Consider the following 23,015-nt stretch of genomic DNA (forward strand, 5'->3'; position numbering starts at 1 on the left):
TGGACGATGGTCAAGACCCTGAACGTCCCGTTCATCGGCGCCCGGCGGCCCAAACCGCCGGACGGGTCGGCCCGCGTGTCCCGGCTTCCTGCTGACCTGGGCCTGCTCGCCCTGGTCGCGGGCGCCTTCACGCTCGCCCAACTGATCATCGTGCACCCCGGGATGGGTCTCGGCTGGGACGAGACGGTGTACGTCAGCCAGGTCTCCCCGCATGCCCCCGCGGCCTTCTTCAGCGCGCCACGGGCCCGTGGCGTCCCGCTGCTCGTCGCGCCGATAGCCTCCTGGTCGTCGTCCACCGTCCTGCTGCGGGTCTACCTCGCCCTGCTGTCCGGACTCGGCCTGTTCGTGGCCCTGCGCGTCTGGCGCGGGCTCTTCCCGGTGCGGGTCCTCGCCCTGGCCGGCGCCCTGTTCGCGACCCTGTGGGTGACCCTCTTCTACGGCCCGCAGGCCATGCCCAACTACTGGGTCGCGATCGGCGCCCTGGTCTGCGTCGGGTGTTTTCTGCGGGCCCACGCAGGCGGGCGTGACCGGGCGGCGCTGTGGGGGATCGGGCTGGGTGCCGCGCTGATGGCGTGGATGCGGCCCCCCGACGCGGTCTGGGTGACCCTGCCGCTTCTCGTCCTCGCCGTGGCCGTCCCCCGGTGGCGGCGAGTCCGGCCGCTCCTCGCGCTCGTCGGGGGCCTGCTGGCCGGGGCGGCCGAGTGGATCATCGAGGCGTACGTCGGTTACGGCGGCCTGGGGCAACGGCTCTCCGACGGTTCGCGCATCCAGGGCGGCCTCGGCTGGAACATCGCCGTCGGCGACCAGATGCGCAGCCTCGGCGGACGCGTGCTGTGCCGGCCGTGCACCGGGGGGATGCCGAACCCCGTGGTGATGGCCTGGTGGTTCGTCCTGCCGCTGATCGCCGTCCTCGGCCTGGTGATCGCCGTCAGGGCCCGTCGCACGGCCCCCACCCTCCTGCTCCTGGCCTGCGCGACGACAGCCGGAATCCCGTACCTCTTCATGATCGGATACGCGGCCCCGCGCTTCCTGCTGCCTCTCTACGCCCTCGTCGCGATCCCGGTCGCCGACGCCCTCGTCCACCTGGTCACCGACCCCCGCCCGCGCCGGCGTCCGCTGATCGTGACACTGGTGGCCGTCGGTCTGGCCGGACATCTGGCCGTGCAGTTCGCGGTCCTGCAGGCCGCGGTGGGGCGCACCACCGACAGTCATCACGGCTGGGCGGTGACGGCGGCGGAACTGCACCGGCTCGGTGTCCGCCCGCCCTGCGCGCTGACCGGCACTCAGTCCGTCCCCATCGCCTTCTACGCCGGCTGTTCCTCCCTGGCGATCGGCGGCCACAACGCCAACGCCACCGCGGAGAGCATCACGCGTTCCGCCCGGCGCACGCCGGTCGCCGTCGTCACCGTTCCGGGGGGCGAGCCGCCCGCGTACGCCCGCACCTGGGCACCCCATCGCGCCGGTGACCTGGACGTCTACGTATCTCCGGGAGCGGGGAGCCGTACGCCGTGACCCTTCCGCCGGAGACGCCTTCGCCGGCGCACAGCGGGCCCGCGGCCCGGGGCGGTCCAGCGGTCGGCCTCGGCCGGTCTCCCGGCGGCGAACCGGTGGGCGCTGCGACGCGAGGACCGGCCGGGAGCGGGCTGTCCGGCCGCACCCCGGTGTCCGTCGCCGACTCCGCCGACTCCGGCCCGGTCGCCGGGCCGACGACCGACGGCCAGGGGACGCCGCCGCCCGAGCCCGTGTCCGGACCGGGCGGCCCGTCGTCTGCCGTGACGGCCGACGGCAGGTGGACGACCGTCGGCCGGCGGCTGGCCGTGCGGGACGGGCGGATGGGGTGGCACGCCGGGCTTTCGCTGCTCGTGCTGCTGTGCGCCGGATTCCTCGCCCACCGGCACTGGCCGGTGATCGAGGCGGGAGCCGGCCGGCTCACCCACGCCGACCGGGGCTGGCTCCTGGTGGCGACCGCCGCCACCCTGGCGACCTGGGTGTGCTCGGCCCTCGCCCAACAGGGCGCGGTGACGGAGCCGCTGCCCGCCGGTCGACTGGTGGCGGTGCAGTTCGCGGCCTCCTCCGCCAACCACGTCCTGCCCTCGGGACTCGGCGCGGGCGCCGTCAACCTGCGCTTCCTGACCCGGTGCGGACTGCCCGTCGCCCGGTCCGCGACCGCGCTCGCGGTCAAGGCCTGCGCCGGAACCGTCGTGCGCGGCTGTCTGATCGGCGGCCTCGCCCTGGCCTGCCCCGGCGCCCTTCGTCTTCCGCGGCTGACGGCGAACGCCTGGACCGTGACCGCCTGGACGACGGCCGTCGTGGTGGCCGCCGTCGCCGCGGTTCTGCTGGCCCGACCGCTGCGGCGCGCGCTGCGCTCCGTACTGCTGGACGTCCGGGCCGTACACGAACTCCCCGCGCGGGCCGCCGCGCTGTGGGGCGGCTCGCTCGCCTTCGCCGCCCTGCACGCCACCGTGGTGATCGCCGTCGCGCAGGCCATCGACCTGCCGCTGCCCCCGTCGCGGGTGGCGCTCGCCTACCTCGTCGCGAGCAGCGCCGCCGTCCTGCTGCCCACCCCGGGCGGCCTCGGCTCCCTGGACGCCGCCCTCGCGCTGGCCCTCACCCTCGCCGGGGCGCCCGGCGGCGCGGCGGCGTCGACGGTCCTCGGCTACCGGCTGCTCACCGTATGGCTCCCGCTGCTCCCGGGGCTGGTGGCGCTGGGCACGCTGATCCGCCGCCGGGTGCTGTGAACGGGGGGCGCACCGGGGGCGTACGGCAGTCAGGATGCGTTCAGACTCCCGCTGACACCCTCGGGCCTCATGACCTATGAGACAACAGAGACCTCCGGGACTCCTGAGGCGTACGGCCGCACCGGCGCCCCGCACGCGGCCGGGCCGGGCCTGCGCTGGAACAAGGTTCCCGAAGTCACCGCGTACTTCTGGATCATCAAGGTGCTGTGCACGACGGTCGGCGAGACCGCCGCCGACCTCCTGAACGAGAAGCTGGGCATGGGTCTGACCGGTGTCTCGCTGCTGATGAGCGGGCTGCTGGCGGTCGTCCTGGTGGTCCAGTTCCGTACGAGGACCTACCAGGCGGGCGTGTACTGGCTCGCCGTGGCCCTGATCAGCGTCGTGGGGACGCTGATCAGCGACAACCTCACCGACAACCTGGGCGTGCCGCTGGAGACCAGCACCGCGGTGTTCGCGGTCGCCCTCGCCATCACCTTCTTCGTCTGGTACCGCCGCGAGGGCACGCTGTCCATCCACAGTGTCGACACGCTCTCCCGCGAGGCCTACTACTGGCTGGCGGTGCTGTTCACCTTCGCGCTCGGAACCGCGGCCGGTGACCTGGTCGCCGAGCGCATGGCCCTCGGGTACTGGGTCTCCGCCGTGCTGTTCGGTCTCGCGATCGCCGCGGTCGCCGTCGCGCACTTCGCGCTCGGCCTGAACGCGGTGCTGAGCTTCTGGATCGCGTACATCCTGACCCGCCCGCTGGGCGCGTCGATCGGCGACTACCTCTCGCAGCCGACCGGCGACGGCGGCCTCGGCTTCGGCACCGTCATCACCAGCGTGCTGTTCCTGGCGGTCATCCTCGGCCTGGTCGTCTACCTCTCGATCACCCGCCGCGACGTCGCGACCGCCGACAGGCCGACCCTTCAGGCGAGTTGACCGCGATCGGTCCACGCGCGAGGCGGGCCGGCTTCCGGAGATTCCTTCCGGAGGCGGCCCGCCTCCGGCCGTTCTCACGCCGGGGAAGGACTGGTGTGCGACGGGCTCACCGGAGAGGTGGTCAGGCCCCCGAGGGGCCACGTGGGAGGAGTGCCGCATCCCGGCCGGTCGTCCCGCAGGCCGTCGGGCCACCGCAGTGCCCAGGCCACGGGCGGACCCGCCTGCGGACTCTTCAGCCCGACGGAAGGCCGACCACGAACGTCGCGCCGGTGGCGCGTGCCTCCTCGTGGAGCACCTCGCCGCCGGCGGAGCGGGCCAGGCGCCGCGCCAGCGGCAGACCGAGGCCCCCTCCGCCGTGTCCGTCCCCGGGATCGGCGCGCCGCCCCGGCTGGAAGAGCTGCGGCGCGAACGACGCGGGTACGCCGGGCCCGTCGTCCGTGACCTCCACCCGGACGCCGCCGGGCCGCCCCCCGGCCCGCAGCTCGACCCGGGCGGAGGCGTGCCGCAGCGCGTTGTCGAGCAGGGGGCTGACGATGCGCTCCAGCAGGGCGTCCGGCACCCCGGCCACCAGGCCCGTCTGCGGGCCGGTGACGACGATCTCCACCTCCGGCCGCGCCGTGACGGCACGGTCCGCGAGCCGGCGCAGTACGGGCCCGACCTCACTGGTGCCCGGTGCGGCGGACGCGCCGTCACGGGCGTCGTCGAGCAGCGTGTCGCAGATCGTGCGCATGGACCGGGCGGCGTCCGCTATGGCCTCCTGCGTGGCCCGGGTCTCCTCGGCGGAGCGCGGCCGGGACTGCCACCAGTCGAGCTCGGCGACGATCCGGGCGAGCGGATTGCGCAGCTCGTGCGACAGCTCCTGGGTGAGCTGCCGCTCATGGCGGAGCAGGGCCCGGATGCGGTCAAGGAGCGCGTCCAGCGACCCTCCCAGCCGGGCGAGTTCGACGGGCCGGGCGATGCTGCCGAAGCGCTCCTCGGAGGCCACGGCGCTCCACCGGGTGGCCTGGTCGGTCATCGTGCGCACGGGACGCAGGGCGCGCCCCACCGCGAGGCGCGTCAGCGCGTACGTGCAGGCGAGCATGGCGGCGTCGAGGGCGAGCGACGCGAAGAGCAGGGTGTCGGCCGAACTGCGGTACGGGGCCAGGTCGAGGGCGGTGACGACGGTCGCGCCGGTGCTGTCGCCCGGCACCGGTCGCGCGCACAGCCGGACCGGGCCGTGGGCACGGGCGGTGACGCAGTGCGTCCCGCCCCGCGCGGCGAGCGCTCCGGCCGCCCGGGTGAGCGGGCCGGAGGCGGTGGCCGTGGGCGGCTTCTCCAGGAGCCGGTCGCCCGCGTAGATCCACACGTTCGCGTCGAGCAGTTCCTCGCCCGGCGTCTCCAGGACACGCACGCGCGCGCCGCTGGTGTCGACGGTCGCGGCGACGGCGGTGCCCCGGGTGCGCAGCTCGTCGTCCGCCTGGTGCTGGAGGTGCTGTCGTACGACCGTGTTGAACGCCACCGTGAGGATCACCATCAGGAGGGTGGCGGTGGTCAGCGCGACCAGGGAGAGCCGGCCGCGCAGGGTCTGCGGCCGCCAACGGGAGACGAGCGTTGGCCGCCAACGGGAGGCGAACGTTCTCATGGGCGCACGCCTCCGGTCGGGAAACCCGCGGTGGCGGCCGGCCGGGTGTGTGAAGGACCGCGTTTCATGACAGGCGGTGCCCGATGCCTCGCGCGGTCGTGACCGTCTGCTCGCTGCCGCCGTCCCGCAGCTTGCGGCGCAGCCGGGTCAGATACTGGTCGAGCGTGTTGTCACTGACCTGGGCGCCCTCCGGCCAGCCGGCCCGGGTCAGCTCCCGCCGGCTGACGATTCCCCCGGACGCCGCCATCAGCGCCGCCAGCAGGCGGAACTCCGTCGGAGTGAGGCCGACGCGACGGCCCCGCACGGTCAGGCTGTGCGCGACCGGGTCCAGGACCAGGTCACCGGCCGTGCCGGCCGGACCCGGTCCGGCGCGCTTGAGGGCCGCCCGCAGCCGGGCCGCCAGCTCCGTCAGATGGAACGGCTTGGGCAGATAGTCGTCGCCGCCGGCCGAGAAGCCGGCCAGCCGGTCGGTGAGGTGGTGGTGGGCCGTCAGGAAGATCACGGGGGACAGGAAGCCGTTGGCCCGGATCGCCTGGCACACGTCCCGTCCGTCGGCGTCGGGCAGGCCGACGTCGAGGACGGCCGCGTCGATGTCGTCCCCGGCGAGCCGCAGCGCGGTCGCGCCGTCCTGGGCCGGCACGGTGTCGAAGCCCTCGTCCCGCAGCCCGCGCCGCAGGACGTCACGCAGCGCGTGGTCGTCCTCGACGACCAGGATCCGCCGGCGCATACTCCCCGCTCACCCGCTCTTCGCGAGCCGGGGCGCGACGAGCAGGGCTCCGAGCCGCGAAGCGGCCAGCCGGTGCTCCGACACGTCGGGCAGCCTGCGGAGGGCGGCCGTCATCGCCATCGCGACCAGCGTGCCGACGAGCACACCGGCCGCGACGTCGTGCGGATAGTGCACCCCGACCCAGACGCGGGAAGCGGCCATGGCGCCCGCGGCCACGACGGCGATGCCGCCGAGGCTCCGCGAGACGAAGAACAGCGCGACGGCGGCGGCGGCCGCGATCGCCGCGTGATTGCTGGGGAACGACCAGTCGCCCGGCGCCGGGCACGCCTCAAGCGTCGCCACCCGCAGGCTCTGACAGGGCCGGTCCTCGCGCACCAGCAGCTTCACGCCGAGGTCCACCCCGTAGGCCACGAGCACGACGACCGGCACAGCGAGCGCGGCCACCGCGACCCGCGGGCTCTCGCGCCGCGCCCGCCACCAGCCGAGCACCATCAGCACGGCGAACAGTCCGAGCCCGTACGTCGACCACACCGACACCAGGCCGTCGAGCCATGAGGGGGAGTCCTGAGCGAGATCGGCGACGTACCGGTAGGCGGAGCCGTCGATCGAGGAGCCGTCGAAAGCCAGGATCATCCCTGGACCCCCTTGCTCGCCGCGGCCTCTCGGCGGGAGCGGTACAGCCCAGCGGCGAGCGGGGCCAGGGAAACGAGGACGATGACCGCGATGACCGGGAGCAGATAGTGGTCGACGTTCGGGATGGAGGAACCCAGCGCGTACCCGCCGAGCGTGAGGCCGATGCTCCAGACGAGGCCGCCGACCACCTGCCACACGGTGAAGGTGCGCACGGGCACGCCCAGGGCGCCCGCCATCGGGTTCAGCACCGTACGCACGACGGGGACGAAGCGGGCCAGCACGATCGCCTTGGCGTGGCCGTACCTCTCCAGCAGCTCCTCGGCGCGGTGCGCGCCCGCTTGGAGCCGTGGGGCGGAATCGCGGGACAGGAGGGCGCCGCCCGCCTTCCGCCCGATCAGATAGCCGGTCTGCGCGCCGAGCAGCGCGCCCACGGCCGCGGCGATCAGCAGCGGGGGGAGTGACAGTTTCAGGCCGTTGTGCCCCGATCCCGTGCAGAGCAGGCCCGCCGTGAACAGCAGTGAGTCCCCGGGCAGGAAGAAGCCGATCAGCAGGCCGGTCTCCGCGAACATCACCACGCCCACCCCCAGTACGCCGAAGGCGGCGAGCAGGGACTGGGCGCTGAGAATATTCACGGCGAGGTGTGACGCTGTGAACAATGATGCGGCCATCGTCGCGGGCCCTCTCATACTGGGACGGGCGGGCACGGTCGATACTCGTACCCGACTGACTACAATTCTGTAGACGGTCTACTGAACTGTAGACGATGGCGGGGTGAGGATCGTTCCCATGAGCAGTGACAAGGACGAACGCCGACCGGCGGGTGAGCTGGAGGCCAGCGTGATGGCGGCTCTCTGGGCCGCCGGCGTGCCGCTGACGCCCGGACGCGTGCAGAGCGAGCTGGACTCCGGTCTGGCCCGCACGACCGTGACGACGATCCTGTCCCGGCTGCACGAGAAGGGCATCGTCGGCCGCGAGCGGCTGGGCCGGGGCTACGCGTACTTCCCCGTCCAGGACCCGCACGGCCTCACCGCACGCCGCATGCACAGCGAGCTCGACCGGGACGACGACCGGGAGACCGCGCTGGCGCGGTTCGTCGCGCAGCTCAACCCGGACGACGAGCGGCTCCTGCGGGATCTGCTGGAACCGGGTCTCGACGCACGTCCGGAACCGGGTGAGGGATGATCCTTCTGCTGCTGGTCCCCCTGCTGGTCCCCTTCGCGCTGGGCCCGCTGGCCCGCCGCTGCCCCGACCGGCTCACCCCGGTGGCCGCGCTGTGGTCGGTGACCCTCGCGCTCGTCGTGCTGGCCTGCGCCTCCGTGGCCTCGCTGGGCGCGCTGGTCCTGACGGGGCTGCTCAAGCTTCCCCTGCTCGCGGGCCTCGGCGACCTCGTCCACCCCCTGCACACGGCCTCGGACCTCGTCGTCCTGCCCGCGGCCGCCGCCGCGACCGGCGCGCTCACCCTCGGCGCCTGGACCGTCGCCCGCTCGGCCCTGCGCCAGCTGAGCGCCTTCCGCTCCGCGCGCAGCCAGGCCGACCGCCGGCCCGCCGCGGGCGACCTGTGCGTCATCGAATCGCCGCACCCCGACGCCTACGCGCTCCCGGGCCGGCCGCACCGCATCGTCGTCACCACGGCGATGCTGCGCAGCCTCGGAGCCGACGAGCGCGAGGCCCTGTTCGCCCACGAGCGGGCCCACAACGCCGGCGGCCATCACCGCTTCCTCGTCGTGGCCGAACTCGCGGCCCACTGCCACCCGGGCCTGCGCGCGGCTCGCGCGACCGTCGCGCTCGCGGCGGAGCGCGCCGCTGACGAAGCCGCCGCCGTCGTCGTGGGGGACCGCAGGCTGACCGCACGGGCCATCGCCCGCGCCGCCCTGGCCGTCGGCGACGCCCGCTCCGACCGTCCCGACTTCGCCCCCGCGGCCACGACGGGTCCCGTTCCGCAGCGGGTCGCGGCCCTTCTCTCCACCCCGCGGCACCGGCCCCGCGCCGCCGCCTGGATCGCCCTCCTCCTCGCCGCCTGCGCCGCCGTCTCGGCCGGTGCGTCGGGGGCGGGTGTCGTCGCCTTCCACCACGACGTGGAGGTCGCGCAGGGCGAGGAGGCTCGCTGACGGTTCCCGGCAGTACGTGTGTCGGTTCGGCGGGCGCTTGGGCAGACGCGGGGCGGTGGCCCCGGCCGCGGTAGAGCTCTGGCGCCGGTTGCCCGGCACCACTCCCGCGAGCTTCGAGCCGGGTCGGCGGCTCGGGGAGCGCGAGGGGACAGGGAAGGACAGGAAGGGAAGGAGCAGGAAGGGGAGGGGTGCGGGTCGGTCGCAGGCCGGGCAAGGTAGATGTCGGATTCTCGCCAGCCCCGCCCTCTGAGGTGCCCGATGCTTGAGGCATGCAGAACGCGATGCACACGGACACGGAGCGCTGCGTGCGTGCCGTCCGGTCGAAGGACGCGCGCTTCGACGGATGGTTCTTCACCGCGGTGACGACGACGAGGATCTACTGTCGGCCCAGCTGCCCGGTCGTGCCGCCGAAGCCGCAGAACATGACCTTCTACCCGAGCGCCGCCGCCTGTCAGCAGGCCGGATTCCGGGCCTGCAAGCGGTGCCGCCCGGACACCAGCCCCGGCTCACCCGAATGGAACCACCGCGCCGACCTGGTGGCCCGCGCGATGCGGCTGATCGGCGACGGTGTCGTCGACCGCGACGGCGTACCGGGCCTGGCCACCCGGCTCGGATACAGCACCCGCCAGATCGAGCGGCAGCTCCTGGCCGAGCTGGGCGCGGGACCCCTGGCGCTGGCCCGTGCCCAGCGGGCCCAGACGGCCCGGCTGCTCATCGAGACGACACCGCTCCCGATGGCAGAGATCGCCTTCGCCGCCGGCTTCTCCTCCATCCGCACCTTCAACGACACCGTCCGCGAGGTCTTCGCACTGTCCCCGAGCGAGCTGCGCGCCCGCCTGCCCAAGAACCGGGCCGGAGCCACTTCGGGAACCCCGGGCACGCCCGGCGTACTGAACCTCCGGCTCCCCTTCCGTGCCCCGCTCAACCCCGACAACCTCTTCGGGCACCTCGCGGCGACCGCCGTACCCGGGGTGGAGGAGTGGCGCGACGGGGCGTACCGGCGGACCCTGCGGCTGCCGTACGGACACGGGATCGCCGGACTGACACCGATGCCGGACCACATCGCGTGCCGCCTGACCCTCAGCGATCTGCGCGACCTGTCCGTCGCGATCAGCCGGTGCCGCCGCCTGCTCGACCTGGACGCCGATCCGGTGGCGGTCGACGACCAGCTGCGTACGGATCCGCTGCTGGCGCCCCTGGTCGACAAGGCCCCCGGCCGCCGCGTACCGCGCACGGTCGACGAGGCCGAGTTCGCCGTACGGGCCGTGCTGGGGCAGCAGGTCTCCACGGCCGCCGCGCGTACCCACGCCGCTCGCCTGGTCATCGCGCACGGCGAGCCGGTGGACGATCCGGAAGGCGGCCTCACCCACCTCTTCCCCTCACCGGAGGCGCTCTCCGCGCTCGACCCCGAGTCGCTCGCGATGCCCCGCACCCGACGCACCACCTTCACCACACTGGTGAGCCAACTCGCCGAAGGAACACTTCACTTGGGAGTGGAGAACGACTGGGCGCAGGCCCGGGCCAGGCTTCTCGCGCTCCCCGGCTTCGGACCCTGGACCGCCGACGTGATCGCGATGCGCGCCCTCGGAGACCCGGACGCCTTCCTCCCCACCGACCTCGGAATCCGGCGCGCGGCCCAGGAGCTGGGGCTCCCGTCCACACCCGCCGCCCTGACGGCCCGCGCCGCGGCCTGGCGCCCCTGGAGGGCCTACGCGGTCCAGTACCTGTGGGCGACGGACACCCACCCGATCAACTTCCTCCCGTCACAAGCCGGCACCCCGCACCCCGAACACGCCACGAAGCCCGCACCACGCACTCCGACTCCCCGCACGCGCACTCCCCGCACTTCACACACCCCACGGACTTCACGCATCAAGGACGCCCAGTGAAACGGCACACGGTCATCGACAGCCCCTACGACCCCCTCACCCTCGTCGCCGACGACGGTGTCCTGTGCGGCCTGCACATGGTCGGGCAGCGTCACCGCCCGCCGGAGGAGAGCTTCGGCGAGCGCGACGACACGCTCTTCGACGAGGTGACGGAGCAGCTGCACGCCTACTTCGAGGGTGAGTTGAAGGAGTTCACCGTCGAACTGCGCATGATCGGAACGCCCTTCCAGCGCAGCGTGTGGGACCAGCTGCGGCAGATCCCCTACGGCGAGACCCGCTCGTACGGCGAACTCGCGGAAGCCCTCGGCAACATGGGCGCCTCCCGAGCGGTCGGCCTCGCCAACGGCAAGAACCCGATCGGCCTCATCGTGCCCTGCCACCGCGTGATCGGCGCGAGCGGCAGCCTCACCGGCTACGGCGGCGGCCTGGACCGCAAGCGTCAACTCCTGGACTTCGAGAGCGGATCAGCACTCTTCTGACCCGGCTCGGCCGTCAGGAGTCGAGGCGCGTCTGGCTGCTCTGGGCGGTGCCTCCCATTCGGTGACGTCGGCCGACCGGGCCCGGGTTCCAGGGTCCGTCTTCGAACTGATCTTGCCCAGTGCGGGAATGACGCGAGACTGACCGCTGCTTCGTAGGAGGTGGCGGTCTTGTCGTATCTGGTGGCGATGCCGCGGAAGCCTTTGAGCCGGTTGAAGCAGCGTTCGACGACGTTGCGCCGGCGGTAGATCTGCCGGTCGAACCGCCACCTGGCAGGCCGGACCACACCCGCCGTCGGCCGCTTGAACGTCGACACCGGCCTTGGCGCCCAGCCCACCGCCGGAACCCGGCTTGTCCCACCAACACCCGCAGCGGCACCTGCCGTTCACTGAGGGTGCCCTGGCTGAACTGATGACGGCCCGTCCGGCAACCGCGCCCCGGGCTGAGGGCAGCCGCAGAGCCTCCCGTGGGGAGCCGGGAGGAGCGGCGGGCCCCGCGCCAAGAGCGCGGCTCAGGCGGGACCCGAGGGGTGATCCCGACCTGAGGGGGACACAGGATGGGCTCACACACACCTTGCACCTAAAACCAGCCACAGCAATAGATGGCGGCTGGAAGTATTCCTCCGGGGACCCGAGCTCCTCCTCCCTTTGGCTGCACCGGTCGGAGTGTCACTGTCGTCGCCCCGTGCTGTGCGGGCTCCAACGACCCGGATCGTGGACGGGGTTGAGGCAGTGTGCTGCGAGCGGGGCGCGGTGGGATGAACGGGCCTCGCGGTCGGCGGTCCCGGAACCATCGTCGGCGTGTGCTGCCTGCGGACCGGGAAAGCAGACGGCCCGGGTCGGAACAGACGAGAATGGAAGGGCTTCCAATCGCTTCAAAGGATGCGGTGACAACAGCGGTGACAAGAAGGGGCAGATGATGAGAGAGGTCTCGCCGCCGGGACGGCCGACGCTCGACGAGGTGGCCGTACTCGCCGGGGTCTCCCGCTCCGTCGCGTCCCGCGTGCTCAACAACGCCCCTCATGTCAGCCGCGCCAAACGCGAAGCGGTCGAGCGGGCGGTACGGGACCTGGGATACGTCCCGAACCCGAAGGCCCGGGCGCTGGCCACCCGGCAGGCGGGGGCGGCGGCCCTCGTCATCTCGCAGCACGACCCCTCGGTGCTCGCCGACCCCTTCTTCGGGCAGGTCATCGCCGGGGTCTCCAGCGCCTTGGAGGAGGCCGACCTGCATCTCATGCTGTGCCTGGCCGCCTCCGACCGTGCTCGCAAGCGGGTGGGCGACCTGCTGCGGTCCCGCGGTGTGGACGGCGTCATGATGATGGCGCTCCACGGCGACGACCCGTTGGCGCACATAGCGACGGAGACGACTCTGCCGGTCGTCTTCGGCGGACGGCCGGGAGGCTCGGACCCGCGCTGGTACGTCGACATCGACAATGCCGCAGGTGCGCGCCGCGCGACCGAACATCTCCTCGCGAGCGGGCGGAAGAACATCGTCACCATCTGCGGCCCGTTGGACACGGAGGTGGGGCGCGCCCGCCACCAGGGTCACCGGGAAGCGCTGCTGCTCGCCGGGCGGACACCGCACGCTTTCGAGATCGGCGACTTCAACGAGCCCAGCGGGGCTGCCGCCATGGCCAGGCTGCTGGCGCAACACCCGCACGTGGACGGCGTGTTCGCGGCCAACGACAACATGGCCGCGGGAGCGCTGCGGGCGCTGCGCGAGGCCGGCCGCTCCGTTCCGCACGACGTCGCCGTCGTGGGCTTCGACGATCTGCCGGTGGCGCGGATCACCGACCCCGCGCTGACGACGGTGCACCAGCCGATCCGGGACCTGGGACGGGAGATGGCCCGCATGCTGGTCGGCGTCATCGAGGGCGGCGATCCGAGTCCGCTGCTGCTTCCCTCGCATCTGGTGGTGCGCGCCAGCGCCTGACCCGGACGGCCCGCCTTCACGGCGCCCCGCACTAGATGGGGGCCACAACAAGGTGGCGGCCACCCAGGAGGACGGCCGCCGGGTCAGGTCAGGTCAGGTCACGGGTAGTACGGCGTGTACGTGATCGAGGAGACCTTCAGGTAGCGGGCGCCGTCCGCTGTCGCCCAGGTCGAGGCGTTCGGACTGCCCGGCCAGTCGCCTCCCACCGCCGTGTCGACGATGAAGTGCATCCCGGTGCCGGCCGGGGTGGTGTACGGCTTCGAGCCCGTGATGGTGCCGTCCACGGCGAAGTCGACGTGATCGGGCCACCACGTGAACGAGTACGTGTGGAACGCGTTGGTCCAGCCCGAGGAGTTGTTCTTCGAGTACTGGGTCTGCGCGTTGTTCTGGTCGTGGAGCGTCTGGAACACGGTGTTCGGGTTCTGCCCGACGATCTCGGCGGCGTCGAACTCCGGCAGCCACGGGTTCAGGTAGGCCGCCCACACCGCCGGGAGCAGCCCCTGCCCGCTTGGCATGTTCGCGGTGAAGCTGTAGGTGCCGTAGCCGTAGAGCGCCTTCGACTCCACGCGGCCCGAGTAGTACGTGCCGTCGGCGGCCTTGTAGGTCTTGATCATCAGTGTGCCGCCGTCGTACCAGACGCAGTTCGGCGTGTACGTCTCCAGCTCGTTGTTGGGGGTCCACCTCCCGTTGATGGTGTTCCACGAGTTGACGGCCTGGGGGCTTCCCCAGGAGCTGGCGTGTGCCGGATGAGCCGCGAGCGGAAGCAGCAGGCACGCCGCCAGCAGCGTGACCGCGCTCCGGACCGACTTGAAGAGGGTAAGTGGCATGGTGAGCTCCATTGCTCGGGTCGTGGGGGATTTTTGGAAGCGCTTCCAAGGTCGAGGAGACGCTTCCCTTCGACAGGTGCGGCATGGGCGCCGGTGCCGGACCGGCACGGAGTCACGCCTTTGACGGTGAACATGGCAGCGCCGTAACACGCTGTCAATGGGTTCGACTTCAACTGTTGAACTGATGGAGGTCGATCACTTCACCGGGCGAGCTCGAATGAAGTTCCCACCGCATCAAGCGAGATGAGAGATGCGCTGCGAGTTCGACACCTGAAGGCGAAGTGGCGTCGTACGGTCCTTCTCGCCCGGCCGGCCGCCGACCGCTCGGCGGACACGACTCCCCGTCAGCTCTTTGTACACATCGGCGTCGTGAGCCTTGACACCGTTCCTTGGGCGCTCAATCATCACTGAAAACTGGAAGCGCTCCCAAGCGTCGATCACCCCCGGGTCGTGCTCCGCTGACGGTCCGTCACGCGATCCGCGATCCCCGGTTGCCGCCGTCCGCGCAGCCGCCCGGCACACCCCCCACCCACGACAAGGAGACTCCGCCCCATGATCAAGGGCAGACCGCTCCGCCGACTGGCCCTCGTGGCCTGTGCGGCGGCTGTCATGGTGACGGGCCTGTCCCCCGCCGCCCAGGCCGCCCCCAGGGCGACACCGAGCCGCACACTGGACAGCTCCACCCGCTTCTACGTCGATCCGCACAGCGAGGCCGCCCACCAGGCCCTTACCGACCTGCGGGCCGGCCACATCACCGACGCGCGGAACATGGCCGAACTCGCCACCTGGCCGGAAGCGACCTGGCTGACCGACGGAACACCCCGGCAAGTCGGCACACGGGTGCAGGACTTGGTCCGGGACGCGAGGGCGACCCGCTCCGTCCCGCTGCTGGTCCTGTACGACATCCCCGGTCGCGACTGCGGTTCGTACTCGGCCGGCGGCGCGGCGGACTCGGCCGCCTACGACGCGTGGGTGAAGGCGGTGGCCGGCGCCATCGGCGCGAGCAAGGCCGTCGCCATCGTCGAACCGGACTCGCTCGCGCTGCTCCCCAAGGACTGCGGACCCACCACCGACCCGACAGGCTCGCTCACCACCGCCCGGATCGCCGAGGTGAGATCGGCGGTAGGCACCCTGGGGGCCGACCCCGCCACCTCCGTCTACCTGGACGCCGGCACCAGCAACTGGCAGCCCGTCGGCGAGATCGCAGGCCGGCTCCTCGACGCCGGCCTGCGACAGGCCCAGGGCTTCGCCCTCAACGTCTCGAACTACCAGCCCACCGACCAGCTCAACCGGTACGCCACGTGGGTGTCCAAGTGCGTCTGGTTCGCCACGAGTTCAGCCGACGCGGCCGGACCGGCCAGCCGATGCGCCAGCCAGTACTACTCCTCCGCCGCACCCAACGACGGAATCCCGGGCGACGCGGTCGAGTTCGCCGATCCCTCGACCTGGCACTGGACGGACGCCTGGTACGACAGCAACGTGGGCACACCCCCCACCGACCGGCTCACCCACTACGTCCTCGACACCGGCCGCAACGGACTCGGCGCGTGGACAGCGCCGCCCGGCAAGTACACCGACGACGAGCACTGGTGCAACGCCCCCGGCCGCGGAGTCGGTGACCGCCCCACGACCGACACCGGCGCCCCCTTGGCCGACGCCTACCTCTATGTGAAGACCATCGGCGAGTCCGACGGCACCTGCCACCGCGGCACGGCCGGGCCGGGCGACCCCGAGTACGGCGGCGTGGAGGACCCGCCGGCCGGCGCCTGGTGGCCGGACTTCGCCCACACCCTCGCCCGCAACGCCAACCCGCCAACGACGTTCAACCACCCGCGCTGACAGGGCCTTTCGGACCCCACCAGCGCACTGTCGGACACCGGCCCTCGGGACCCCCTCCGGCCCGTCCGCAACCCGGGCGGGCCGGAGGGAAAGCTCCGCGCCGGATGTGGCCGGGGCCCCTCGGCGCGTAGGCCCTGCTGGAAACAGTGACCGATGGGTACTCAGGAGCGCGAACGCAAGGCGTACCGGCCGCTGCGGCGGGCCGGCGTCGAAGTGATCCCGAACGCCGTGCCGACCGCCACGACAAGGGCCCCTGCTTCAAGGACGCGGACGGCAGGACCGTACGCGCCCTCACGACCCTGGCCACCGACGCGGACGGCCCGCTCAAGCTGCCGAAGCTGTACGCCGACGACGCCACCGGCACCTTCCTGCTCCGTGTCACCACCACCGGCGGGGCGACACTGACCGTCGAACTGACGGTGGCCGCCGCCTCGTAGTCGCGCCACCACCGCGTGCCCCGTGTGGATCCCCTTTTTCTGCCGGTGGCGGCGGCGTGCTGGTGAGCACGCGCGATGGTGGAGTCGATCCGCACGAGCCAGTCGATGTCGCCGTCCGCGTCCGCGTGGGCCTGGATCCGCTGGAGAGCCCGGGTGGACATGCCGTCCAGCGCGTAGCGGCGGAAGCGGGTACGGACCGTCTTCCACGGTCCGTGGCATTCCGGCAGGTCACACCACGAGACCCCGGTCCGGATCTTCTAGACCATCCCGTTGACGACCTGCCGGTCCTCCACGCGCGGACGGCCTGTCGCGGCCCGCGATATGAGTGGAGCGAGCAACTCCCCTTCCTGATCGGTTGGTTCATGGCGACGTATCACCTCACCATGAACCACCAATCTGATGATCTTTGAAGACGGACCCTAGTTCCCTTCGGTGCTCAGCCCGCGCAGTAGTGCCGGCAGCGCGGTGCCGATCGGTTCGCGGATGACCTCGTCGGCGAGTTCGTCGTACGGGGTCGGTTCGGCGTTGACGACGACGAGCCGGGCCCCGTGGTCGGCGGCGACACCCGCGAGGCCGGCGGCGGGCTGGACCTGGAGGGTGCTGCCGACGGCGATGAAGACCTGGCAGGCCTTGGTGATGGCGGCGGCCTGGCCGAGGACGACGGGGTCGAGGCGTTCGCCGAACATCACGGTCGCGGGCTTGAGGATCGCGCCGCACGTGAGACAGCCCGGGTCGTCCTCACCGGCGTCGACCCGGGCGAGGGCGTCCTCCATGAGCCCGCGCGCATGACACCCGGTGCACACGAAACTCCTTGCGGTGCCGTGCAGTTCGAGGACCTTGCGGGCGGGCGTGCCGGCGAGCTGGTGCAGTCCGTCGACGTTCTGGGTGAGGACCCGCACGGGCACCCCGGAGCGCTCCAGCTCGGCCACGGCCCGGTGCGCGGCGTTCGGCTCGGCCTGGAGCGTCCGGTTCTCGCGCCGCATCCGCCACGCCCTGCGCCTGATCTCGGGGTCGCCCATGTAGTACTCGTACGTCACGAGCTTCTCGGCCTCGGGATCCCTCCGCCACAGGCCGTTGGGGCCGCGGTAATCGGGGATTCCGGAATCGGTCGAGATGCCCGCGCCACTGAGAAGCGCGACGAGGGGCTTGGTCATGGGGCGAGAGTAGGACGCCTGCCTGCTGGGAGCGAGCGGATATCAGGGTGCGGCCCGTGCTGGTCGGGCGCCGCTGCCTGCACCGCCCTTACGAGCCTCACGAGCGACAGTTGGAATACTTCCCGGCCTTCGCCGGGATCGCCGCGGCGCTCATTCGCCTCCGGCGCTTTCCACGGCAGGCGTGAAGCGGCGGGCTGCCGCTACGGGACGTTCCAGGCGGCGATGAAGGGCTGCTCGTCCTCGGTGGCCAGGAAGCCGAGAGTGCCTGGATGCGGGTGGCCGAGCAGTCGGCCGGCGGACGCGTCCAGGCCGAGCCAGCGCACGGTGAGCACGCGTGCCAGATGACCGTGGGCGACGACGGCGACGTCGCCGTCGTCCAACAGCGGCCGGATCCGGTCCAGCACCGCGTCCGTGCGCGCGGCCACCTGCTGGAGCTGCTCGCCAGGATGGGCCGCGTCGCCGGGAACGACACCGTCCCGCCACAGGTCCCAGCCCGGCCTCGTCTCCTGGATCTGCGCCGCGGTAAGGCCCTCATAGCCGCCGTAGTCCCACTCCACCAGGTCGGGATCGGGCTTGACGCCGGTAAGGCCCGCCAACTCGGCTGTCCGCACGGCGCGGCTCAGCGGGCTGCTGAACACGGCGGTCAGATGGCGTCGGGCAAGCCTCGGAGCGAGCGACCTGGCCGCGGCCTCGCCCGCGTCAGTGAGCGGAACGTCGGTGCGGCCGGCGTGCCGGCCCGACAGGCTCCATCCGGTCTGACCGTGCCTGACCAGTATCAGTTCACCCATGGCTGCGCACGATATCTGATCAGGCGTCACAACTGGACACTTCGTCACCTGCGCCCTCATTGCCGCAGCCGACTCGCCGAATGAGATGACGTCCAAGTCTGTGAACGCGGATTGGTGATCCGCCGTGGTGTCCTTCGTGACCGTCGAACCGCTGCCGCAGGGACCGGACATCCCGCCGTTCAGGGACGCTGCCGGTCGAGCGCCTCGTCCAGTGTCGTCGCGGCCATGATGAGGGAGAGATGGGTGAAGGCCTGCGGGAAGTTGCCCAGTTGCTCGCCGCTCGGTCCGATCTCCTCGGCGAACAGGCCGACATGGTTGGCGTACGTCTGCATCTTCTCGAAGGTGTAGCGGGCCTGGGGGAGCCGTCCCGCCCGGGCGAGCGCGTCGACGTACAGGAAGGTGCAGAGACTGAACGTCCCTTCGGAGCCGCGCAGTCCGTCCGGCGAGGCCTGCGGGTCGTAGCGGTAGACCAGGCTGTCCGAGACGAGGACGCGCTCCATGGCGTCCAGGGTGCTCAGCCAGCCGGGGCTCCGCGGGGAGACGAAGCCGACACGGGGAGCCAGCAGCAGGGAGGCGTCCAGGACGTCGCCGTCGTAGTGCTGGACCATCGCCTGTTGCTTGTCGCTCCAGCCGCGCGCCATCACCTGTTCGAGGATCGCGTCCCGGGCCTCGGTCCAGCGGGCGGTGTCGGCCGGTCTGCTGAACTCGGCGGCCAGCTTCAGTCCCCGGTCGAAGGCGGCCCAGCACATCACCCGGCTGTAGGTGAAGTCCTTGCGCCCGCCGCGGGTCTCCCAGATGCCCTCGTCGGGCCGGTCCCAGTTGTCCGCGAGCCAGTCGAGGATGCCGGCCAGCCCCTTCCAGCCGTGGTATCCGGCCCGCTCACCGACCGAGCGGCCCTCGGCCAGGGCGTAGAGGGCCTCGCCGTAGATGTCGAGCTGCAACTGGTCGGAGGCCGCGTTGCCGACGCGCACCGGGGACGAGCCGCGGTAGCCCTCGAAGTGCTCCAGGATCTCCTCCGTCAGATGCGGATCACCGTCGACCCGGTACATGATCTGGAGGACTTCGTCGTCCGGTCCCTCGCGTGCCTGGAGGCGGTCGCCGATCCAGCGGGTGAACTGGTGCGCCTCCTCCTCGAAGCCGAGGTCGAGCAGCGCCCGCACGGACAGCGAGCCGTCCCGCACCCACGTGTACCGGTAGTCCCAGTTGCGCTCACCGCCCACCTGCTCGGGCAGTCCCATGGTGGGGGCGGCGACCGGCGCGCCGGTCGGGGCGTAGGTGAGGAGCTTGAGGGTGATCGCGGAGCGGTGCACCATCTCCGTCCAGCGGCCCCGGTAGTTCGAGGTGCGCACCCACTTCTGCCAGAAGTCGACGTTGCTCCACAGGTCCTCGGTGACCCCGTCGATCGTGGGGGGCGGCGGCGCTTCGCCGTCGGGCCCGCACACCGTGAACACCACGGCCGCCTGCTCGCCGTTGTCCAGGGTGATGCCGCCCCGGACGTCCTGTCCGTCGCGTTCGAAGGGGATGTTGCCCTGGAGGTAGGCGGTCGCGGCCGGGGACCGGAACGCCGCTGCGCCGGGGGTCAGTTCGAGTTCGTGGGTGGCCCGCGCGTAGTCGAACCGCGGCCGGCACTCCAGAGCGAAGTGCACGGTGCCGCGTACCGAGCGGACGACGCGCACCAGACTGTGCCGGTCGGTCGGCGTGGGGCCCGGCAGGACCGGCATGTAGTCGATGATCTCGCCCACGCCGTCCGGGGACATGAAGCGGGTCACCACGACGGCCGTGTCCGGGTAGTAGAGCTGCCTCCACGTTCCCTCGGGGTGATCGGGCGCGAGGCGGAAGTAGCCGCCGCCGTCGTGGTCCAGCAGCGAGGCGAACACGCTGGGGGAGTCGAAGCGTGGTGCCGGGAACCAGTTGACGACGCCCTGGGACGACACCAGGGCAGCGGTCTGCAGGTCCCCGACCAGGCCGTGGTCGGCGATGGGCGGATAGCGGTCCATGCTGGCCTCCTTGTCGGGCTTGTCAGGCCGCTTCGGCCTTGACGCGTCCCGAGCGGACGGCGTCGACGAGTGCCCGGTGGTCCTTCTCGTTCTGGTCGGCGTAGCTCTCGGCGAACGGGACGAGCGCCCGGTCGAAGACGTCACCCCCGCCCAGGTAGGAGGCGATGGCGATCCGGTCGCCCGACCTCGCGTGCGCGCGGGCCAGCGTGGCACCGCACAGTTCACCGAAGGCCCGCATACCGGACGGCACCATGACCTCGGGTTCGGCGATGCCCTTCCAGTCCCGCAACTGCCGTACGTAGAAGTCCCGTCGGCGGCCGTCGATGCCGTCGGCCCGCTCCCAGCCCAGGAAGATGTCGCTGGTGGCCTGCATGAGCCGCTGGCCGGCGACCACGCGCTCGCCCTGCGTCCGGTACTCGCTGGCGCCGGCGAACGGTGCCAGCACCGACTCGTCGGCCTCCTTGGCCTGCAGGAGCAGCGGATCCGTGTCGTCCCGGCCGAGCAGGAGGATGATCCAGCAGCGGGTGCCCACACTGCCGACACCGACCACCTTGCGGGCCACGTCGGCCATTCGGTACTGCTCCAGGAGGAACCGTCGGTCCGAGTTCAGACTGCGGCCGTAGCGTTCGACCAGCCTGCGGATCTGCTTCTCCAGCGCGCCGCGTTCGACATCCGGAAGCAGATCCTGCAACGGCGTGATGAGCGGCGGATCCGGGGCGATGCGGGCCTTGCCGTCGACCATGTGGGTGAGCTTCGCGAAGGCCTGGAGGCTGTCCCGGGTACGGGCCTTGGCCGTCGTCCTGGACCAGCGCTCGCGGGCCCGCGAGCTCAGCTCCCCGGCGATATGGGTCCGTACCCACTCCTCGTCGAAATGCGTGTACCACACGGGGAGATTGCCCAGACCGGCGAAGCGTCTCATCCACTCGCGGTACGACCGCACCGTCGCACGGACGATGTCGGCGCGCTCCTTGCTGTCGAAGCCGTTCGCCCGGCCCGCGATGACGAAGCTGGCGGACAGCCGCTTGACGTCCCACTCCCAGGGTCCGGGCAGCGTCTCGTCGAAGTCGTTGATGTCGAACATCATGCGGCGCTCGGGCGAGGCCAGCAGCCGGAAGTTCAACAGGTGGGCGTCGCCGCACAGTTGGACCCTGATACCGGACCGGGGGGTGTCGGCGAGGTCCCCGGCCATGATGGCGGCGGCCCCGCGGTAGAAGCGGAAGGGCGACTCGGTCATCCTGCCGTAGCGGATCGGCACGAGTTCGGGCACCCGGCTCGCCGACTGCCCCTCCACGACGTCCACCGGGTCGTTCCGCTTCGGTGAGGGGGCGAAGTCGGCGTGGCTGGAGCGGGGTACGGCGGACCGGGCGGCCTTGCCGAGCGCGGCGCGCTCCGCCGGGGTGTGGTGCGGGGGGTGGCTGTCGGCCGGGTGCTTGGGGGTCATTGCAGACGCTCCGCGATCTGGTCGCCGACGCGGAGTGCGCCGGCGATGGCGGTCAGCGAGGGGTTCACCGCGCCGATGCTCGGGAAGAAGCTCGTGTCGACGACGTGGAGGCTGTCGAGGTCATGGGCCTCGCAGTTGATGGCGAGAGCCGAAGCGGCGGGGTCGGGCCCGAAGCGGACCGTCCCCGCCCGGTGTGCCGTCGCGCCGATGGGCATGCCCTTGTGCAGATGGATGCCGTGCGACAGGAGATGGTGTTCGCGCATCCCCAAGTGGCCGAACACGCCCTGCCGTTCGTGCCGCAGGCGCCGGTGTGCACGGTCCGGCCCGGTCGTCGCCGGTTCCGATGGCGATGACGTCGTAGTGACGTGAGTCGGTCATGCCGGCCACCGTCCTTGGATCGTCGTCCTGGCCTGCCGGTAGAGGGGGCATCCGGCCCGATCAATCACCAAGGTAGCTCTGGGCGATATGTCCGGCGAGTTGAGCTAATCGGGCGAGCCCAGGCGGCGGACCACGGCGGGTTCCCGCGCGATGACGGCACCGGCGGTGATGCCCACGGAGATGACGACGCACAGTCCGATCAGCCAGGACAGCACGGTGAAGACGGCGCCCAGCGACCCGTAGCGCTCCAGACTGTGGTTGAGGGCGTTGGGCACGTACACCTTGGCGATCACCGACAGCACGGTCAGGGCCACCCCGGTCACGATCGCGCCGGGCAGCAGAGGCAGCCACGGGACGCGCCCCGCGAGCAGCAGGTGCTGGGTCCACCACCACACACCGACCTCGGTCACCAGGAGCAGCGGGAGGCCGAGCCAGGACCCCACGCCGAAGCCGGTCCGCAGCGGTCCCTGCAGGGCGATGACGACCAGCAGGGTCACGATCCACACGAACCAGCGCCAGACGGCGATCCGCGCCCTCGCGGCCGGCAGCAGCCAGGCGCGCTGGCAGAGCCGCTGCATCGCCCGGCTGCACGCGGTGGCGGACAGCAGCACCATCACAAGGCTGACCGCCCCGGTGCTCTGCCGCAGGCCCGCCGAGTCGGCCCCGTAGACCTTCTTCAGCTGCTGGTCGGCGGAGCCGGTGATGCCGAGGATGTCGTGCACCGAGTCGACGATCTCCTTGCGTACCGACTGAGGGGCGAAGGAGGCGACCACGAAGAGCAGCGGGACGGCGGTCAGGAAGGCCTGGGCGGCGAGCCGGGTCGCGGAGTCCAGCAGGTTCACCGCGATGAGATGGGAGGAGAGGCGGGTGATCACCGGGAACCGTCTCTCGGCGCCGGCCCGCAGCCCCAGCAGCCGGGCCCGCAGCGCCGCCGACCGCTCGCGCAGGCGGCTCCGGCCGCCGCCGGTGTCCGGGCCGGGTCCTTCGCCTGCGCGCATTCCGCTCCCCGCGTCGGGTCTTGGCCGCGCACCCCGTCGGGGGTGACCGAGCCACCAGGGTGCAGTCCGGCGCGGTCGCCCGGCGTGCGGCGCGAGCGCCGTTGGGCCGTACG

Annotated in this window: 19 protein-coding genes and 3 pseudogenes; 10 read left to right on the forward strand and 12 right to left on the reverse strand. The window is 71.9% G+C overall.

Annotation, left to right across the window (positions count from 1 at the left end):
• The first annotated feature begins 6 nt into the window (after window positions 1-6).
• The 3 genes from ACZ6KY_RS08260 to ACZ6KY_RS08270 all read left to right on the forward strand — a co-directional run bounded on the left by ACZ6KY_RS08260 (window position 7) and on the right by ACZ6KY_RS08270 (window position 3,656).
• Window positions 7-1,512, forward strand: coding sequence for a hypothetical protein (locus tag ACZ6KY_RS08260; protein ID WP_469309508.1), 1,506 nt, complete (start codon window positions 7-9; stop codon window positions 1,510-1,512).
• A 320-nt stretch (window positions 1,513-1,832) separates the two neighbouring features.
• Complete coding sequence (locus ACZ6KY_RS08265) at window positions 1,833-2,738, forward strand: lysylphosphatidylglycerol synthase transmembrane domain-containing protein (protein ID WP_469309803.1); 906 nt, start codon at window positions 1,833-1,835, stop codon at window positions 2,736-2,738.
• 69 nt (window positions 2,739-2,807) lie between these two features.
• Window positions 2,808-3,656: a COG4705 family protein gene (locus tag ACZ6KY_RS08270; RefSeq protein ID WP_469309509.1), complete on the forward strand. Its 849-nt coding sequence runs from the start codon at window positions 2,808-2,810 to the stop codon at window positions 3,654-3,656.
• Window positions 3,657-3,888: 232 nt separating this feature from the next.
• Here ACZ6KY_RS08270 and ACZ6KY_RS08275 read toward each other — a convergent pair whose 3' ends face one another.
• The 4 genes from ACZ6KY_RS08275 to ACZ6KY_RS08290 form a co-directional block, all read right to left on the reverse strand.
• On the reverse strand, window positions 3,889-5,277 hold the full coding sequence (locus ACZ6KY_RS08275; RefSeq protein ID WP_469309510.1) for a sensor histidine kinase: 1,389 nt from the start codon (window positions 5,275-5,277) through the stop codon (window positions 3,889-3,891).
• 64 nt (window positions 5,278-5,341) lie between these two features.
• Window positions 5,342-6,004 (reverse strand): response regulator transcription factor, encoded by a 663-nt coding sequence (locus ACZ6KY_RS08280; protein WP_469309511.1) that lies wholly within the window; start codon window positions 6,002-6,004, stop codon window positions 5,342-5,344.
• Between the two features lie 9 nt (window positions 6,005-6,013).
• Window positions 6,014-6,637: a phosphatase PAP2 family protein gene (locus ACZ6KY_RS08285; protein ID WP_469309512.1), complete on the reverse strand. Its 624-nt coding sequence runs from the start codon at window positions 6,635-6,637 to the stop codon at window positions 6,014-6,016.
• Entirely contained in the window at window positions 6,634-7,305 is a 672-nt protein-coding gene (locus ACZ6KY_RS08290; RefSeq protein WP_469309513.1) for a DedA family protein, read from the reverse strand. Before ACZ6KY_RS08290 ends, ACZ6KY_RS08285 begins: the two co-directional genes overlap by 4 nt.
• A 118-nt stretch (window positions 7,306-7,423) precedes the next feature.
• Between ACZ6KY_RS08290 and ACZ6KY_RS08295 the strand changes: the two genes are divergently transcribed.
• The 4 genes from ACZ6KY_RS08295 (at window position 7,424) to ACZ6KY_RS08310 (ending at window position 11,113) form a co-directional block, all read left to right on the forward strand.
• On the forward strand, window positions 7,424-7,819 hold the full coding sequence (locus ACZ6KY_RS08295; protein WP_469309514.1) for a BlaI/MecI/CopY family transcriptional regulator: 396 nt from the start codon (window positions 7,424-7,426) through the stop codon (window positions 7,817-7,819).
• Entirely contained in the window at window positions 7,816-8,745 is a 930-nt protein-coding gene (locus ACZ6KY_RS08300) for a M48 family metalloprotease (protein ID WP_469309515.1), read from the forward strand. The genes ACZ6KY_RS08295 and ACZ6KY_RS08300 overlap by 4 nt, the downstream gene beginning before the upstream one ends.
• A 281-nt stretch (window positions 8,746-9,026) precedes the next feature.
• The gene (locus ACZ6KY_RS08305) at window positions 9,027-10,634 is read left to right on the forward strand and encodes an AlkA N-terminal domain-containing protein (RefSeq protein WP_469309804.1); all 1,608 of its coding nucleotides are present in this window, start codon (window positions 9,027-9,029) and stop codon (window positions 10,632-10,634) included.
• The gene (locus ACZ6KY_RS08310; RefSeq protein WP_469309516.1) at window positions 10,631-11,113 is read left to right on the forward strand and encodes a methylated-DNA--[protein]-cysteine S-methyltransferase; all 483 of its coding nucleotides are present in this window, start codon (window positions 10,631-10,633) and stop codon (window positions 11,111-11,113) included. The genes ACZ6KY_RS08305 and ACZ6KY_RS08310 overlap by 4 nt, the downstream gene beginning before the upstream one ends.
• Before the next feature lie 116 nt (window positions 11,114-11,229).
• On the opposite strand, the pseudogene ACZ6KY_RS08315 reads toward ACZ6KY_RS08310, so the two are convergent.
• Window positions 11,230-11,370: pseudogene (locus ACZ6KY_RS08315) on the reverse strand (IS5/IS1182 family transposase); the annotation flags it as partial.
• A gap of 659 nt (window positions 11,371-12,029) precedes the next feature.
• On the opposite strand from ACZ6KY_RS08315, the gene ACZ6KY_RS08320 reads away from it, so the two are divergent.
• On the forward strand, window positions 12,030-13,043 hold the full coding sequence (locus ACZ6KY_RS08320) for a LacI family DNA-binding transcriptional regulator (RefSeq protein ID WP_469309805.1): 1,014 nt from the start codon (window positions 12,030-12,032) through the stop codon (window positions 13,041-13,043).
• A gap of 98 nt (window positions 13,044-13,141) precedes the next feature.
• Here the strand turns inward: ACZ6KY_RS08320 and ACZ6KY_RS08325 are convergent, their stop codons facing one another.
• The gene (locus ACZ6KY_RS08325; RefSeq protein ID WP_469309517.1) at window positions 13,142-13,870 is read right to left on the reverse strand and encodes a glycoside hydrolase family 16 protein; all 729 of its coding nucleotides are present in this window, start codon (window positions 13,868-13,870) and stop codon (window positions 13,142-13,144) included.
• Window positions 13,871-14,422: 552 nt separating this feature from the next.
• Here ACZ6KY_RS08325 and ACZ6KY_RS08330 point away from each other — a divergent pair.
• Window positions 14,423-15,709 carry a glycoside hydrolase family 6 protein gene (locus ACZ6KY_RS08330; protein ID WP_469309518.1) on the forward strand — a complete coding sequence of 429 codons (1,287 nt, stop codon included), beginning with the start codon at window positions 14,423-14,425 and terminating at the stop codon, window positions 15,707-15,709.
• 158 nt (window positions 15,710-15,867) lie between these two features.
• Window positions 15,868-16,146, forward strand: a pseudogene (locus ACZ6KY_RS08335) (lytic transglycosylase); the annotation flags it as partial.
• A gap of 419 nt (window positions 16,147-16,565) precedes the next feature.
• Here ACZ6KY_RS08335 and ACZ6KY_RS08340 read toward each other — a convergent pair.
• The 6 genes and pseudogenes from ACZ6KY_RS08340 to ACZ6KY_RS08365 all read right to left on the reverse strand — a co-directional run bounded on the left by ACZ6KY_RS08340 (window position 16,566) and on the right by ACZ6KY_RS08365 (window position 22,902).
• The gene (locus tag ACZ6KY_RS08340; RefSeq protein ID WP_469309519.1) at window positions 16,566-17,300 is read right to left on the reverse strand and encodes an SIR2 family NAD-dependent protein deacylase; all 735 of its coding nucleotides are present in this window, start codon (window positions 17,298-17,300) and stop codon (window positions 16,566-16,568) included.
• A 200-nt stretch (window positions 17,301-17,500) separates the two neighbouring features.
• Window positions 17,501-18,088 carry a histidine phosphatase family protein gene (locus ACZ6KY_RS08345; protein WP_469309520.1) on the reverse strand — a complete coding sequence of 196 codons (588 nt, stop codon included), beginning with the start codon at window positions 18,086-18,088 and terminating at the stop codon, window positions 17,501-17,503.
• A gap of 179 nt (window positions 18,089-18,267) precedes the next feature.
• Entirely contained in the window at window positions 18,268-20,085 is a 1,818-nt protein-coding gene (locus ACZ6KY_RS08350; RefSeq protein ID WP_469309521.1) for a glycoside hydrolase family 15 protein, read from the reverse strand.
• Between the two features lie 22 nt (window positions 20,086-20,107).
• On the reverse strand, window positions 20,108-21,526 hold the full coding sequence (locus ACZ6KY_RS08355; RefSeq protein WP_469309522.1) for a DUF2252 domain-containing protein: 1,419 nt from the start codon (window positions 21,524-21,526) through the stop codon (window positions 20,108-20,110).
• Window positions 21,523-21,834 (reverse strand): annotated as a pseudogene (locus tag ACZ6KY_RS08360) (GMC oxidoreductase); the annotation flags it as partial. The pseudogene ACZ6KY_RS08360 and the gene ACZ6KY_RS08355, both read right to left, overlap by 4 nt.
• A gap of 174 nt (window positions 21,835-22,008) precedes the next feature.
• A complete protein-coding gene (locus tag ACZ6KY_RS08365; protein WP_469309523.1) occupies window positions 22,009-22,902 on the reverse strand; it encodes a YhjD/YihY/BrkB family envelope integrity protein in 894 nt (297 codons plus the stop codon).
• Window positions 22,903-23,015: the final 113 nt, after the last annotated feature.

The organism is Streptomyces sp. NPDC042002 (assembly GCF_055588305.1).